The sequence below is a fragment of the Rugosimonospora africana genome (genome assembly GCF_016862975.1).
Lineage (GTDB): Bacteria > Actinomycetota > Actinomycetes > Mycobacteriales > Micromonosporaceae > Rugosimonospora > Rugosimonospora africana.
Window position 1 is genome coordinate 22,817 of sequence record NZ_BONZ01000093.1, and the last position, 13,661, is coordinate 36,477.

14 protein-coding genes and 1 tRNA gene are annotated in these 13,661 nt (G+C 70.9%); 5 read left to right on the forward strand and 10 right to left on the reverse strand.

Features of this window, described 5'->3' with window-relative positions; translation table 11 throughout:
* Positions 1 to 12 precede the first annotated feature (12 nt).
* Positions 13 to 615 carry a hypothetical protein gene (locus Raf01_RS42085; RefSeq protein ID WP_239134396.1) on the forward strand — a complete coding sequence of 201 codons (603 nt, stop codon included), beginning with the start codon at positions 13 to 15 and terminating at the stop codon, positions 613 to 615.
* Here Raf01_RS42085 and Raf01_RS42090 read toward each other — a convergent pair.
* The 8 genes from Raf01_RS42090 to ssb all read right to left on the reverse strand — a co-directional run bounded on the left by Raf01_RS42090 (position 588) and on the right by ssb (position 9,321).
* On the reverse strand, positions 588 to 2,204 hold the full coding sequence (locus Raf01_RS42090) for an ATP-dependent DNA ligase (protein ID WP_203923731.1): 1,617 nt from the start codon (positions 2,202 to 2,204) through the stop codon (positions 588 to 590). The genes Raf01_RS42085 and Raf01_RS42090 overlap by 28 nt on opposite strands.
* A gap of 312 nt (positions 2,205 to 2,516) precedes the next feature.
* A complete protein-coding gene (locus Raf01_RS42095) occupies positions 2,517 to 2,747 on the reverse strand; it encodes a hypothetical protein (RefSeq protein ID WP_203923732.1) in 231 nt (76 codons plus the stop codon).
* Positions 2,748 to 2,763: 16 nt separating this feature from the next.
* Positions 2,764 to 4,122: a dipeptidase gene (locus Raf01_RS42100; protein WP_203923733.1), complete on the reverse strand. Its 1,359-nt coding sequence runs from the start codon at positions 4,120 to 4,122 to the stop codon at positions 2,764 to 2,766.
* A gap of 102 nt (positions 4,123 to 4,224) precedes the next feature.
* Entirely contained in the window at positions 4,225 to 5,322 is a 1,098-nt protein-coding gene (locus Raf01_RS42105) for a M48 family metallopeptidase (protein ID WP_308442700.1), read from the reverse strand.
* Complete coding sequence (locus Raf01_RS42110; protein ID WP_203923735.1) at positions 5,315 to 5,941, reverse strand: uridine kinase family protein; 627 nt, start codon at positions 5,939 to 5,941, stop codon at positions 5,315 to 5,317. The genes Raf01_RS42105 and Raf01_RS42110 overlap by 8 nt, the downstream gene beginning before the upstream one ends.
* Positions 5,942 to 5,943: 2 nt before the next feature.
* Entirely contained in the window at positions 5,944 to 7,455 is a 1,512-nt protein-coding gene (locus Raf01_RS42115) for a cobyric acid synthase (RefSeq protein WP_203923736.1), read from the reverse strand.
* Positions 7,452 to 8,633 (reverse strand): cobalamin biosynthesis protein, encoded by a 1,182-nt coding sequence (locus tag Raf01_RS42120; RefSeq protein WP_203923737.1) that lies wholly within the window; start codon positions 8,631 to 8,633, stop codon positions 7,452 to 7,454. The genes Raf01_RS42115 and Raf01_RS42120 overlap by 4 nt, the downstream gene beginning before the upstream one ends.
* Positions 8,634 to 8,739: 106 nt before the next feature.
* Entirely contained in the window at positions 8,740 to 9,321 is a 582-nt protein-coding gene (ssb, locus tag Raf01_RS42125; RefSeq protein ID WP_203923738.1) for a single-stranded DNA-binding protein, read from the reverse strand.
* Positions 9,322 to 9,591: 270 nt separating this feature from the next.
* Here ssb and Raf01_RS42130 point away from each other — a divergent pair, with 270 nt between their 5' ends.
* On the forward strand, positions 9,592 to 10,539 hold the full coding sequence (locus Raf01_RS42130; RefSeq protein WP_203923739.1) for an alpha/beta hydrolase: 948 nt from the start codon (positions 9,592 to 9,594) through the stop codon (positions 10,537 to 10,539).
* A gap of 3 nt (positions 10,540 to 10,542) precedes the next feature.
* On the opposite strand, the gene Raf01_RS42135 is transcribed toward Raf01_RS42130, so the two are convergent.
* The gene (locus Raf01_RS42135; protein WP_203923740.1) at positions 10,543 to 11,058 is read right to left on the reverse strand and encodes a DUF1444 family protein; all 516 of its coding nucleotides are present in this window, start codon (positions 11,056 to 11,058) and stop codon (positions 10,543 to 10,545) included.
* 194 nt (positions 11,059 to 11,252) lie between these two features.
* Here Raf01_RS42135 and Raf01_RS42140 point away from each other — a divergent pair.
* Positions 11,253 to 11,325 (forward strand) — tRNA-Arg (locus tag Raf01_RS42140).
* A 338-nt stretch (positions 11,326 to 11,663) separates the two neighbouring features.
* Here Raf01_RS42140 and Raf01_RS42145 read toward each other — a convergent pair.
* Entirely contained in the window at positions 11,664 to 12,395 is a 732-nt protein-coding gene (locus Raf01_RS42145; protein WP_203923741.1) for a phosphotransferase, read from the reverse strand.
* A 186-nt stretch (positions 12,396 to 12,581) separates the two neighbouring features.
* Between Raf01_RS42145 and Raf01_RS42150 the strand changes: the two genes are divergently transcribed.
* Both Raf01_RS42150 and Raf01_RS42155 read left to right on the forward strand, forming a co-directional pair.
* On the forward strand, positions 12,582 to 13,103 hold the full coding sequence (locus Raf01_RS42150; RefSeq protein WP_203923742.1) for a SigE family RNA polymerase sigma factor: 522 nt from the start codon (positions 12,582 to 12,584) through the stop codon (positions 13,101 to 13,103).
* The gene (locus Raf01_RS42155) at positions 13,084 to 13,638 is read left to right on the forward strand and encodes a permease-like cell division protein FtsX (RefSeq protein ID WP_203923743.1); all 555 of its coding nucleotides are present in this window, start codon (positions 13,084 to 13,086) and stop codon (positions 13,636 to 13,638) included. Before Raf01_RS42150 ends, Raf01_RS42155 begins: the two co-directional genes overlap by 20 nt.
* Positions 13,639 to 13,661: the final 23 nt, after the last annotated feature.

Sequence of the window (13,661 nt, forward strand, 5' to 3'; positions counted from 1 at the left end):
GTAATCGAAGTCATGGTAGATCCGGAGCCGATGCGGCCCCCGCCCTACGACGATCCGCCGTATCACGACCCCTGGGGGTCGACCGTGCCGCTGTCCGGCGCGTCATCCGCCGGACCTTCCCCGACCCTGCCGCTGCCCGCCTCGCCCGCATCCGAGCCGGATCCCGCCGGGCTCCCGACGTCGAGCCGCCCGCCCGGAGCCCGGTACCCGTACCCGGGCCTGGCGTCCACGTACTCCGAGGTGCCGGCGGCGTACCCGGCCGGCGAGCCGGTGATCGTGCAGATCGGCGACATTCAGGTGACCGCGACGACGGTCCGGACTCCGGCCGGGACGTTCCCGCTGCGGGGATCGCAGTGGACCGTCACCGATCAGTGGACCACCGAACAGAAGATCCCCACCTGGGCGATCGTCCTGTCGATCGCGCTGTTCTTCTGCATCGCCTTCTTCAGCCTGCTGTTCCTGCTCGCGAAGGAGACCACTTACCGGGCCGTCGTGCAGGTGCACGTGAGCAACGGGCCGTACCAGTACGTGGCCCGGATCCCCGCGACCCAGCAGAACGAGGTGCAGTACATCTACCAGCAGGTCAACTACGTGCGGTCGCTGGCGACCATGTGAAACCGGCGGACATCGTCGATGGTGTCCGCCTCGCCGGCCGGCTTGTCCTCCCGGTACCGCAGCACGCGGGCGAAGCGCAGGGCGACTCCGCCCGGGTAGCGCGGGCTGGTCTGCACCCCGTCGAACGCGATCTCGACGACCAGCTCGGGTCGCACCGTCACCACCCAGTCGCCACGCTCGGTCGCGAGGGCCAGCAGCCGCTCGGTCTGCCAGCGCAGCAGCTCGTCGGTGAGGCCCTTGAAGGTCTTGCCGAGCATCACGAACCCGCCGCCCGCCGGATCCCGGGCACCGAGGTGGAGGTTGGACAGCCATCCGCGGCGCCGGCCGTGGCCCCATTCGGCGGCGAGCACGACGAGGTCGAGCGTGTGCCGTGGCTTGACCTTGACCCAGGCCGCGCCGCGACGCCCCACGTCGTATGCGGCGCCCGCCGCCTTCACCACCACGCCCTCGTGACCGCTGGTGAGCGCGGCGTCGAAGGCGGCGGCGGCCTCCTCCACCGTGGACACCATCCGCCGGCCCACCAGCAGCCCGCTCGGGAGGGCCTTGGCCAGCACCGACCAGCGCCGTTGTCCGGTCTCGTCGAGCAGGTCCGCGCCGTCGAGGTGCAGCAGATCGAAGAAGTACGGCGTCAACACGTCGGGGGAGGCCGCCTCCGCCGCCCGGTCGGCCCCGTCCGCCCCGGTGGGCTCGCTCACGTCGCCGGTCCTCTTCGCCTTACCGGCTCCCGCCACCTGACCGGCCCGGCGCGCGGCCCGTGCCGACGTCTCCTGGAACGGTCGGGGGCGCCCGGTCGGGTCCAGCGCCACGGCCTCCCCGTCGAGCACGATCTGTCTGGCGGGCAGCGCGCGGACGGCGGCCACGACGTCGGGCATCCGCGAGGTGATGTCGGCCAGGCTGCGCGAGTAGACGGCGACATCGTCGCCCGACCGGTGCACCTGGATCCGGACGCCGTCGAGCTTGTCGTCGACTGCGGCCGGGAAGCCGGTGGCCTCCAGCGCGGCGTCGACGCTCGCGGCGGCCTGCGCGAGCATCGGTGCGAGCGGCCGGCCGACCTGCAGCGTGAACTCGCCGAGCGCCGCCGACCCACCGGTCAGCGCGGCCCGGGCGACGGTCTTGAGATCGCCGGACAGCAGCAGCGCCCGGCGCACCTCGGCGACGGCCACGCCGGCCGCCCGGGCGATCGCGTCGGCCAGCAGACCCGCCTGTGCGCCCTGGCGCACCTCGCCGGAGAGCAGCCCGACCAGCAACCTCTGCTCGTCGGCGGTGGCGGCGCCGAATAGCGCGCCGAGCAGGCTGCGACGCCGGGCCTGGGAACCGGCGCCCGACTGCTCCCCGATCTCGGCCAGCGCCGCGTCGACCTGGGCGACGGTCAGCGTGGCCTGCTCGGAGGGCGGCGGCGCGTCGCGCACGGCGGCCCAGCCGACTCCGATCTGGCGCTGGCGAAGCTCGCCGGCAAGGTAGGCCGCGCCGGCCTCGATCTCCTCCGGGGCCAGGCCGCGCAGGGCGGCGGCAAGAAGATCGATCTTTCCGCGCCGGGCCGACGTGGCGGCGACGGCGGCGGAGGTGGCGGCTAGCTCCACGAACTGCATAGCTGGATCCTCGCAGCCGCCCCCGACACTTCCGGTCCCCCCGGCGAACTCGACCCTTCCCGGCGGGCCGGGAAGGGCGCTTGACGGGGCCGCGGGAGTGAGCCGGAACGATCGCTGGAACGGCGGGGCGGGCACGGTCGTTGAGACGTGCCCGCCCCGTCCGGCGGTTCGGCCTGGCGGCCCGGTCTGGCGATCCGGTCGCGCGGTCCGGCCAGGCGGCCACGCGGGCGCGGTCCGGCCGCATGGCCGGGTTAGCGGCTCGTCGCAACCCGACCGAGCGACCCGACCGAGCGAGCCGGCCTCGCGACCGGGTCAGGCCGCGAGTATCACCTCGACCCGCTCCACCGCCTTCTCCTCAACTCGGAATCCCCGAGCGCGAACCGCGTCGGCGAGCCGGGACAGCTCATCATCGACCTGGCACAACACGGCAGACAGTTCATCCAGGTGCCCGCGCAGGGTCGCGTCGGACCAGTCGGCGAGATCTACCTCGCCGAGTGCACGCACGGCGGCATCCAGCCGCTCGATCGATTCCTTCGTACGCATGTTCGAAACACTATCATCAGCCCGCAGCCGGCCGCACGAACTTCGCGACATTCTCCAGCAGCAGCGTCTCGGCCAGGCAGACCCGGGCAAACTCGCCCAGGTGGAGGCTCTCGTTCGGCCCGTGCGCGCGAGAGTCGGGGTCTTCGACCCCGGTGACCAGTACCGAGGCTGCCGGGAACAGCTCCTGGAACGTGGCGATGAACGGGATCGAACCGCCGACCCCGATGTCCACCGGGTCGACGCCGTCCCAGGCAGTGCGGAAGGCCGCCCGGGCGGCGTCATATGCCGGGCCTTCGGCGTGCACGACGAAGGGCGCGCCGCCCTGCTCCAGGGTGACCGTGACCTTGGCGCCCCACGGGCCGCTGGCCTCGAGGTACGACTTGATGGCCTCGAACGCCTTGTCCGGATCGTCGCCCGGGGCCAGGCGTACCGAGACCTTGGCGCGTGCCGTCGGCACCAGGGCGTTGGGTGCCGCGCCGGTCGCCGGTGCGTCGATGCCCAGCACGGTCGCCGTCGGCTTGGTCCACACGCGGTCCACCAGCCGGCCGGTGCCGATCAGGTCGACTCCGTCGAGGATTCCGGACTCGGTACGGAACCGGTCGATCGGGTAGTCCAGGGGCGATGCGGCGGTACTGACCAGCCCGGGTATCGCCACGTCGCCGGCATCGTCGTGCAGCGTCGCGAGCAGCCGGCAGAGCGAGGTCAGCGCGTCGGGTACGGCGCCGCCGTACATGCCGCTGTGTACGGCGTGGTCCAGTGTCGCGACGTCCACGAACACGTTGACCAGGCCGCGCAGGCTGGTGGTCAGCGCGGGTACGCCGATGTCCCAGTTGCCCGAGTCGGCGATCACGATGACGTCGGCCGCGATCTCGTGGCGGTAGGTGCGCAGCATGTCCTCCAGGGACTCGGAGCCGAACTCCTCCTCGCCCTCCACGAAGACGACGACGCCGACCGGCAGGTCGTCACCGAACGCTCGCAGGGCTGCGACATGCGCCAGCACACCGGCCTTGTCGTCGGCGCATCCCCGGCCGTAGAGCCGGCCGTCAATCTCGGTGGGCTCGAACGGCTCGGTACGCCACTGGCTGAGGTCGCCGACCGGCTGGACGTCGTGGTGCGCGTACAGCAGGACGGTTGGCGCCCCGGGTGGGGCCGGGCGGCGGCCGATCACGGCGGGCTGCCCGCCCTCGCGCACGATGCGGACGTCGGGCAGGCCGGCGCCCCTGAGCAGGTCCGCGACCGCCTCGGCGGAGCGTTCGACCGGGGTGTGGTCGAAGCCCGCGAAGGCGATCCCCGGGATCCGGGCGAGCCGGATCAGGTCCTCGGTCACCCCGGGCAGCACCCGGGTCACGGCATCACGGAGGTCAGCTTCGGTCATGCCCGCGATCGTATGCGCTGATTACCTCGCCGCCACCGGCCAGTCCCCCGCCCGGCTAGCCAATGCCCAGCTCAGAGCGGTTTCGTCGCCGCGGACGCCGACTCAGTTTTCCGGATCCGACGGACCGCCCGTGCCCGGGGGCTCGTCGGCCGCGCCGTTTGTCCCGGAACGACGGCCGCCCATCCAGTCGCGGAACCGGCCGGCGCCCGCGCCGACCCACTCCCCCATGCCGGAGGCGCCGTCGCCCAGCTTGCGCAGCAGCCCGACCAGTGGGTCCTGCGACCGGTTGAAGGCGCTGCGGTATTCGTCGGCCGCGGCCTTCACGTCGTCGGACAGCGAGGCGTCGCCGTCGTTCTCCCGGCGCGGGTAGTCGCCGCCCAGGATCCGCTGGTATTCGCCCTGGTCGATCCAGTGCCGCAGCTCGGCGGCACGGGCGACCGGCAGCGGGTGGGTCAGGAACGCCACCATGCGCAGCTTGAGCAGGCTGTCGCGAAGGTCGCCGCCACGGTCGTACTCGGTGGCCTGGTCGAGGAACGCGGCCGTGTCGATCTCCGACAGGTCGCCACCCCCGGCCAGCTTCATGTGCGCCCGCAGCGCCGCGGCCGGGTCCTGACCGGCCAGCAGCCCGGCCCGGTCAGCGGACAGCTCAGCCTTGCGCCACCATTCGTGCAGCGCCACGATGATCGCCCGCAGCGCGATCGAGCCGATCGGCAGCCAGGCCAGGTTGAGCGCCATGCGGCTCAGGATGGCCATCATCGTCCGGTACACGGCATGCCCGCTCACCAGGTGACCCAGCTCGTGGCCGAGCACGTAACGCAGTTCGTCGTCGTCGAACAGCTCGACCGCCCGGCTGGTGACCACGATGAACGGGGTGGACATGCCGACACAGCTGGCGTTGAGGTTCGGTGAGAACTCGATGTAGAGCTCGGGCAGCGTGGCGATGTCCAGAGTCGCCGCGGCCTCCGCGAACAGTCGGTGAACCCGTGGATGCTGACGGTGGTCGGCCCGGATCGCACCGCCCAGGTATTGCAGCCGCCAGCCACGCTCGCTCCACAGCCCGGAGAGCATCTTGAGTACCTGGTCGAAGCCGCGCAATTCACGCAGCGCGGTCAGGGCTCCCCGGTCCGCCGGGTGTTCCCAGGCACGTGAGCTGATGCTGGTCAAAACCACGCGTCGGCGCACCGGTGCGGTCTCAGTCATCGTCATCCCCCGGTCGCGGCAATCGAACGAATTCGTTACTCGGATCGTGCCCCAGCTCCGACGCCCCGTCTATGAGGACGTCCACCCAATCATGGCTCGGGTGCGCAACGAAGTACTCGGCCTCGGCATCCATCCACCGCAGCAACGGCTCCCGTACGGCGGCGCCGTCCCTGGCCACGACACGATTCAGGCGCAGGTCGGCGGGTGCGGAGACAAACACCGACAGCGACAGTTGGCCACGCGCCTCGGGCCGCGTCGTGGTGGTCCCCTCGACAATCAACACATCCGCGACCGGCACCTCACGCGTCGCGTCGAACCGACCCTGGCCCCAGTCGTACACCGGGTGCCGGCCGGGACGGCCCTCGCGCAGCGGATCGAGCACCCCCTCCGCCAACCGAGGCCAGAAGGTGAACTGATCGCCCCAGCCGTCGAGCAGGTCGTCGGTGTGCACCACCGAGACCGTGGCACCGGCCGCCGACAACGCTCCCGCCAGCCGCTCCGCGAAGGTCGTCTTGCCCGCGCCGGTCGGTCCGTCCACGGCCACCACGCGGACCGCACCCAGCCGGGCCGGTGCCCGCAGGACCGCGACGGCCAGGTTGTCGAACCTCTCGACGCGCATCGTCACAGAGCTCCGGGTGGCAGGAACGGCAACCCGGCCGGCGCCCCCGACTCGATGAGCCGCCAGAGCGCGTCCGTGTCCAGATGCTGTTCGACCAGGTCGCCGAGCAGGTCGAGGAAGCTCTCGCGGCGGGCGGCGAAGTCCGTGTCGGTGGCGACCCTGAAGCCGTGACGCCCGGCCAAGCGGGCCGCTTCGGTCAGGAACGCGCGCCGGTAGCCGTCGGACTCGAACGTGCCGTGCCAGTGGGTACCGAAGACGTTGCCGACCCGGGCACCCTCGCCGGGCTCGATCAACGGCGCTGCTCCGCTCGCCGATACCCGGCCGAGATGGATCTCGTACCCGTGCACCTCCGCACCGAGTGCCCGGCCGGCCGAGTGAGCCAGCGTCTTCACCGGCGCGAAGGCGACCTCGACCGGCAGCAGGCCGAGTCCCTCGACGAGGCCGTCGCCGCTCTCCACGTCGTCGTCGATCGTGGTGGCGAGCATCTGGAACCCACCGCAGATGCCCATCAGCGGCTTGCCCGCCGCGACATGCGCGCGCACGGCCGCTTCGAGTCCGGTGCGGCGCAACCAGTTCAGGTCGTCCACTGTGGACTTGCTGCCGGGCAGGATGACGAGATCCGCCTCGGCGATCTCGGCCGCCGAGGTGGTCAGCCGGACCGCCACGCCCGGTTCCGTTGCGAGCGCTTCGACATCGGTGGAGTTGGAGATGCGCGGCAGCCGGACGATGGCCACGCGCAGCCACTCGTCGCCCATCGGCGGATCCGGGCGACCGACCAGCCGACCGTCCACTGCGGACAGTGAGTCCTCGGTGTCGAGCCACAGCTGTGGATGCCACGGCAGAACGCCGAAGTCCGGGCGGCCGGTCAGCTTTGCCAACCGGTCCAGGCCGGGCTGGAGCAACTCCTGGCTGCCCCGGAACTTGTTCACCACGAAGCCGGCGATCAACGCCTGATCCTCCGGGGCGAGCAGCGCGACGCTGCCGAAGAACGCGGCGAACAGCCCGCCGCGATCGATGTCGCCGACGATGACGACCGGAAGCTCCGCGTGCCGGGCCAGGCCCAGGTTGACGAAGTCGCCGTCCCGGAGGTTGATCTCGGTCGGACTCCCGGCACCCTCGCAGATCACCACGTCGAACTCGGCGCGCAGTTCGGCCAGAGTCTCGAATGCGACCCGGGCCAACTCGGGCCGCCGCTCGGTGAAGGTGGCCGCGCCCAGCCGGCCGACCGCTTGACCGCGCAGCACCACCTGGCTCGTGTGGTCGCTGCCCGGCTTCAACAGCACCGGGTTGAACCGGACGCTGGGTTCGAGCCCGCACGCGGCGGCCTGGAGTGCCTGCGCCCGCCCGATCTCCCCGCCGTCGAGCGCCACGACCGAGTTGTTGGACATGTTCTGCGCCTTGAACGGCGCCACCCGCACTCCGCGCCGCCGCAGCCAGCGGCAGATCCCGGCCGCCACGACGCTCTTGCCCGCGTCCGAACTGGTGCCCGCGACCAGCAGGCCACCGCCGGTCATCGCGACCGCCGCCGGTCCGGGGCCGGCCGAGCCAGGGCCCACCGGTCCGGCGTCGACCGACCCAGCGCCGGCCGATCCAGCGCCGACCGATCCAGCGCTGACCGATCCAGCGTCCGCCGAGCAACGGCCCGCCCCGCCAGGGCCCGCCGGGCCGAGACCGTGCGCACCGCCCGAGCGATCAGCGCACGGCGCCATGGGCGAGCAGCCGCGTGCCCCACGGCCATCGCGAGCGCCGCGGTCGCCACCGCGCCGGAGAGCCGCGCCGCCCGCCGGATGTCCGACGTCTCCGGCGTCCGGCCGTCGCCGAGTGCGGGCCGCTCCTCGACCCGGCCGTGGTAGACGTTGAGCCCGCCGAGACGAATGCCGAGTGCCCCGGCCATCGCGGCCTCACACTGCCCCGCGTTCGGGCTGGGATGCCGGCCGCCGTAGCGCAGCCAGGTCCGCAGCGCTCCCAGCGAACTGGCGCCGGCGACCGGTGCGGTCGCGACCGTCAGTGCCGCGGTCGCTCGCGCCGGCGCCAGGTTTGCCACGTCGTCCAGGCGAGCGGAGGCGGTGCCGAAGTCCCGGTACCGGCGCGACCGGTGCCCGACCATCGCGTCCAGGGTGTTGACCGCCCGGTATCCCAACAGTCCCGGCAGGCCGGTCAGCGCACCCCAGGCCAGTGGCGCCACCACTGCGTCGGACGTGTTCTCGGCGACCGACTCGACGGTCGCACGCGCCAGGCCGGCATTGTCCAGAGTGGACGGATCGCGACCGCACAGGTGGGGCAGCCGCTCTCGGGCGGCCGGCAGATCCCCGGCGTCGAGGGCGTCCGCGAGCGTGGTCGCCTCCCGGCGCAGCGAGGTGCCGCCCAGCACCGCCCAGGTCGTCGCGGCCACCAGCCCGGCCCGGATCCACGGGTGCCGCCGGGTCGCCAGGGTGGCCGCGATGCCGGCGGCCACCGGCACCCCCACCGCGATCGCGGTGAACCGCGCGCCCGCGGCCCGATCGGGGGCGTAGCACCGGCGCTCCAGGGCGGTCGCCGCCCGCCCAAACCCGGCCACCGGATGGAACCGGCGCGGGTCGCCGAACGCGGCATCCAGGGCCGCGCCGGCGAGCAGGCCGCCCGCGTGGGCCGCGGCGAGCCCGATCGCCCGGCGGGACGGCCGGGTCCAGTGTGTGACGGGCGCCTTCGCCATCGTGCCTCCCCTGATCCGCCCGAAAGCCTATCCACCGGCCCGATCGGCAAAGCCCCGGAGGTTGGCGGCGGGGAGGCGGCCGGCGCCGGACGCCTCCCCGCGTCCCTCACCGCCCCGCGCCGGCCAACGAGTCTTCGTCCGAAGCGGCGGCCGCCGGCGGCCCGGCCGGCGACGTGTCGAAGACCGCGGGGTCGAAGTTGTCGAACAGCTCGTTGTCGGGCGGCAGGTCGTCCGGGCGGCCCGGATCGTCCATCTCCTCGGTCAGCTCGCCGCCCACCGCCGTGGCGTCCACCGGATCGTTGACGACCTCGGTCGAGCCGGCCGCCTTCCGCCGGGCGAACTTGTCCACACCACGCGACAGGTCATGCCCTACCGAGAGCGCGTCCAGCTCGTACGAGGTGCGGCGATTGCCCTGATCGTCGGTCCAGTCGCGGCTGTAGAGCCGGCCGTGCACGATGACCGGATCGCCCAACTGCACCGAGAGGGAGACATTTTCTCCGAGCCGGCGCCAGCAGACGACGCGGACCCGAAGGCTGTCCCCGTCGACCCACTTGCCGTGCTCGCGGTCGTAGCGTCGGGAGTTGGACGCCACCTTGAAAGACACCACGAACGTGCCGGTGACCGTGGTGCGGCGCCACTCGGGCGCGGTCAGCACATTGCCGACGATGGTGACCGGGGTATCGAACATCTCGTCTCCTCCTCAGGCGGGCCCGGGTGGATCCGGCGGACGGCCCGGGCGCTTGGTTGGCGGTCGGCGTATCGACTCGCGTCCAAGGCTGGCCGGCGGGCGGGTACCGCGCGACAGGGCCGGTACCGATCTGTGGACAGGAAGGGTGGTTGTGGACGACCAGCCCGTACCCCCGTGGATCTGTTATAAGAACGCGCCCAAACCACCTGAAACTCAACGTCGGGCGCCGGCCGCACGAGCCAGAGATTTTTCGCGGTAGCGTCCATGCTCGTGGAGACCGACATCCTCGGCGCGCCCTACCAGCGCCGCACGATCGACCTCGGCACCGACGACGAGGGCCCGGTCGTCGCGACCCTGGTCAGCAGGAGAGCCCCCGCCAAGACCGACCGCGCCGTCCTCTACGTGCACGGCTACGTCGACTACTTCTTCCAGGAGCACCTCGCCGACTTCTACGTCGAGCGCGGCTTCGACTTCTACGCCTTGGACCTGCGCAAGTACGGCCGCAGCCTGCTCCCCCACCAGACCCCGAACTTCGTACGGGACATCAGCGAGTACTTCCCGGAACTGGACGAGGCGGCACGGATCATCCGGGATGAGGACGGACACCGACAACTGCTCGTCAACGCGCACTCCACCGGGGGACTCATCACGCCGCTGTGGGCGCACCGGGTCCGCGACGCCGGAATCGTCGACGGCATGTTCCTCAACAGCCCGTTCTTCGAAATCAACGTGTCGCCGCTGCTCCGGCGCACCGCCGGCCCCGCCTACGCGGCGTTGGCCCGGATGCGCCCGTACGCGAAGGTGCGCAGCTCGGTGTCCTTGGCGTACGGGCACAGCATCCACTCCACGCACCACGGCGAGTGGGCCTACGACCTGACCTGGAAACCCCTGGAGAGCTTCCCGGTACGGGCGGCGTGGCTGACCGCGATCCGCACCGCGCAGGCCGAGCTCCAGGCGGGCCTGTCGATCCCGGCGCCGATCCTGGTCGCCTGCTCGACGAAGACCTACCGCGGCAAGTCGTGGGCCGAGGCTGCGATGCACGCCGACGCGGTTCTCGATGTCGAGCACATCGCGCAGTACGCGAGCAGGCTCGGCCGGCACGTGACGATCGTTCGGGTGGACGGTGGCCTGCACGACCTGACCCTGTCCGCTCCCACGGTGCGGGGCCGCGTCTTCGACGAACTGGACCGCTGGGTGAGCGCCTACCTGCCGGCGTGAGGGTCAGTACACCTCCCAGTCGCCGCGGCGGCGAACCAGCAGTTCCTGTACCAGCAGATGGGGTCCGCCCGCGAAGAACACCCGGTCGACCGCCCGCCTCGCCTTCGCGATCCCGGCTTGCGAGGCGGAGCCTGTCATGATCACGACATCTCGGGCCGGCACCCCTATCACCAGCTCGCCGGGCACCGACCCTTCGAGACTGTCCCAGAACGGGTCGGCCAGCACGAGGCTCGACTCCAGCCCTTGGAAGGAGAGCATCAGCGCGGGCGGCTGCCCGTGGATGCGCACGGTGTCGAGCATGGAGTCGAGGTTGTTGGCGGCCCGCCGGCGCAGGTCACGCCGGGACAGGTCGATGCGCTCCAGGTCAGCCCAGGTGATCAGCCGCTCCCCGTACGGCGGCCCCACGCTGTAGGCCACAGCGAGGTCGTCGAAGTACTCGTCCAGTACGTTCCGTTCGCTGTAGGCACGATCGCTGGGCGACACCAGGATGGGAAGAAACGTGGCGCTCGTCACCTGCACGGTCAGCAACTTAGTAGCTTGATGTGAAGACGAAAAGTCCTCGAATGAATCCGGTTGGTCCGCATCCGCGAGAAGAGTACCGATCAGATCGACATTCCCGGACAAAGATGATCAAGGCGTACCGGCTGAGTTGACGCCGTACCGGAACCCGATTAAGCAGACCGCGAACTGGCGGTAACCTTTGTCGGCACCGCGCGCTCGTAGCTCAGTGGATAGAGCAGGAGACTTCTAATCTCAAGGTCGCAGGTTCGAATCCTGCCGGGCGCACGAACACGCGGGTGAACTCTCTATCCCGCACATACGCTGGCCTGCGCAAACTCTGGCAGCCAAGCCGCCAATGACCGCGTTCCGCCGACTACCGCGAGGCTGTGACCTGCGGTTTTGCGGGGGCGATCCGCGACTCGCCTTTCGCCATACATGCGCGGAGTGTCGGATTTGACCTGCCGCCGAGGTAGCGCCGACGAGCCGCTCCCACCACCCGCCGCGCCTTGTCGACCACCAACGCGTCGAGCAGTTCGCCCGAAGCGCCGGACCTGGATTCACGCCCGCCTCGCGGCGGATGTGCGCAGTCGACCGCCAATAGCCCCATTCGTCGAATGCGTTTCTCAGAGGGGTCGAACTTCGGCGAGCCGCCTGACTGAGTAGTCGTCGTCCCAGCAGACGGCGGCTTCCCATGCGGCCGACGCTTGAGCGGCGATGTCGTGCGCGCCGTCGTCGAGGCCGGCGGCGTTGTCGGGCAGCACAAGGTCGAGGTCGGGGACGTCGACGTGCGACTCGTCCCAGTCGATCAGCGCGACCCGATTCGCCGTCATGCGGACGTTGCGAGGATTGGGGTCGCCGTGCACGACGCAGGTCTGACGTCCGGACAATCGCGCCCATGCTGCTCGGCATCGAGCAACGCCCTCCGAGGGCATCGCGCCCAGGTCGATCTTCGTCCCGGTCTCGGCGTGCAGGAGGTCGGTCGACGACCGCCACCCTGGGCGCTGCGGCCAGCCCTGCGTCAACCGATGCAACTCGCGGAGCGTGCCGGCCACACGGCGCCAGTCGGCCTGCGTCTCGGGCGGTCCGCCATCCAGATAGGTCATCACCACCAGACCGTCGGCGAAGAGCCGGCCGTCCGTCGTCGGGATCGGCACCGGCACGGTCAGACCTTCACGGTCGAGGTAGACGAGGAGCTCGGTCTCCCACGCGAGATCAGCGTCGCTCCTGGCACCGAGACGACCGACCGCGAGCTGCCCGTTGACGCGCACGCTCCACACGTCGTTGGCCACTCCGCCAGCGAGCCGTTCGACGCGCGAGACGTCTTCACCCCACTGCCCAAGTGCCTCCCACCCCATTGACCAGATCTTACGGGGCTTCGAAAATCACTGTTCTCGGTACATCCGGATGTCGATCATTCCAGCGCCTGTTGGAGGTACCCGTTGCTGGGTTCCGGCCCTGGCGTTTCGACCGTGGCCCGGGAATGTCGGGTACCGGTGTAACCGCCTTCTCCCCGCGCGTGTGTCTATTCGTGGGAGGCCCCGATGCCGATTCGACACCGCACCGCTGACTTCGACGAGTTCTACCAGGCGACGTCGCGCCGCGTCCTGCTGCACGTCTATGCCCTGACCGGCGACCCGGCCGAAGCGCAGGACCTGACGCAGGAAGCGTTCGTCCGCGCCTGGCAGCGCTGGTCGAGGGTCGCCGACTACGAAGATCCGGAAGCCTGGGTCCGCATGGTGGCTTCCCGCCTGGCAATCAACCGGTGGCACCGGATCCGCCGCCGTCTGCGGGTACGCGCCCTGCTGGTAACCGATTCGACCACCGCCGGACCGAATCCCGACCGCGTCGCCGTGATGGCCGCACTGCGCGACCTGCCCGAGGCCCAGCGTCTCGTGGTGGTCCTGCACCACCTCTTCGAACAGCCGATCGCCGACATCGCGCGAGACACCGGGATGCCGGTCGGCACGGTGAAGGCGTACCTGTCCCGCGGTCGCGCCCGGCTCAACGAACTGCTCACCGACGAACCTACGAGAGAGGACTCCGATGTCATCTCCACTTCGTGACGCACTGAACGACCTCGACCACGGTCTCACCGACGTCCGCCTGCCACCGGCCGCGTCGATCCGCGCGCTGGCAGGGCGACGCCGACGGCGGTCACGAACTGCCGCCGCGATCGCTGCCGTCGCGACGATCGCGTTGAGCAGTACGGCCGCGGTACACGAATTCGATCGCGGCGGCGTTTCGGCGCAGCCCGTCGCGGCGGGCGGCGGATGCCCGACGCTGCCGGCGGTGGATTCGCGGGCGACCACGATCGTCTATCTCACCCTGAACTCGACCACTGCCGAACGTTCGGCAATCGAGCAGCGGCTGGCCACGGTGCCGGGTTATCTCGGTGTGACGCTGGAGACGCGTACCCAGGCATGGGCCCGGTTCACTGCCCAGGAATGCGACGCCCCGGAAATCATCGCGGCGACCAAGCCGGGGAACCTACGCGAGTCGCTGTGGGTCGCGACGAATGACCGATCGGACTGGGAAGCGATCAAGTCCGCGGTGGCCGGTCTGGCGGGAGTCGACAGCGTGCTTCCACGCGAACCGTAGGGTCGAGTGACCGCCCCGGGCTC